This is a genomic window from Psychroflexus aurantiacus (assembly GCF_010820555.1).
Classification (GTDB): Bacteria; Bacteroidota; Bacteroidia; order Flavobacteriales; family Flavobacteriaceae; genus Psychroflexus; species Psychroflexus aurantiacus.
The window spans coordinates 1-324 of the sequence record NZ_JAAIKD010000050.1 but is presented as its reverse complement, the minus strand read 5'-3'; the positions used below and the strand labels follow the sequence as shown (position 1 = coordinate 324).

Annotated in this window: 1 pseudogene; it reads right to left on the bottom strand. The window is 50.3% G+C overall.

Annotation, left to right across the window (positions count from 1 at the left end):
• Window positions 1–324 (bottom strand): annotated as a pseudogene (locus G3567_RS13285) (hypothetical protein); the annotation flags it as partial.

Sequence of the window (324 nt, the reverse complement as noted above, 5' to 3'; positions counted from 1 at the left end):
GAACCACCACCATAATAGCCGCCACCTCCTGCACCTCCATTTAAAACAGAATTTCCGCCCACTAAATAGCCACCGGGATTAGCGTTAGTACTTCCACCACCGGAATTCTGATCGCCTCCCAATCCATCTATTCCAGGATTATTATCGAATGCATCGCCACCAGACAAGCCTCCGCCTTCACCGGCATGAGAATCTACATCAGAATCTTTTGGTGATGTTCCACCTCCCCCGGCTATAGCTATTAAATCTGCTTTTGTAACCTCCCCTGGAACAGCTAGTGTCCTGTAAGTGAGGGCCGACATGCCACCGCCTGATCCGGCATTT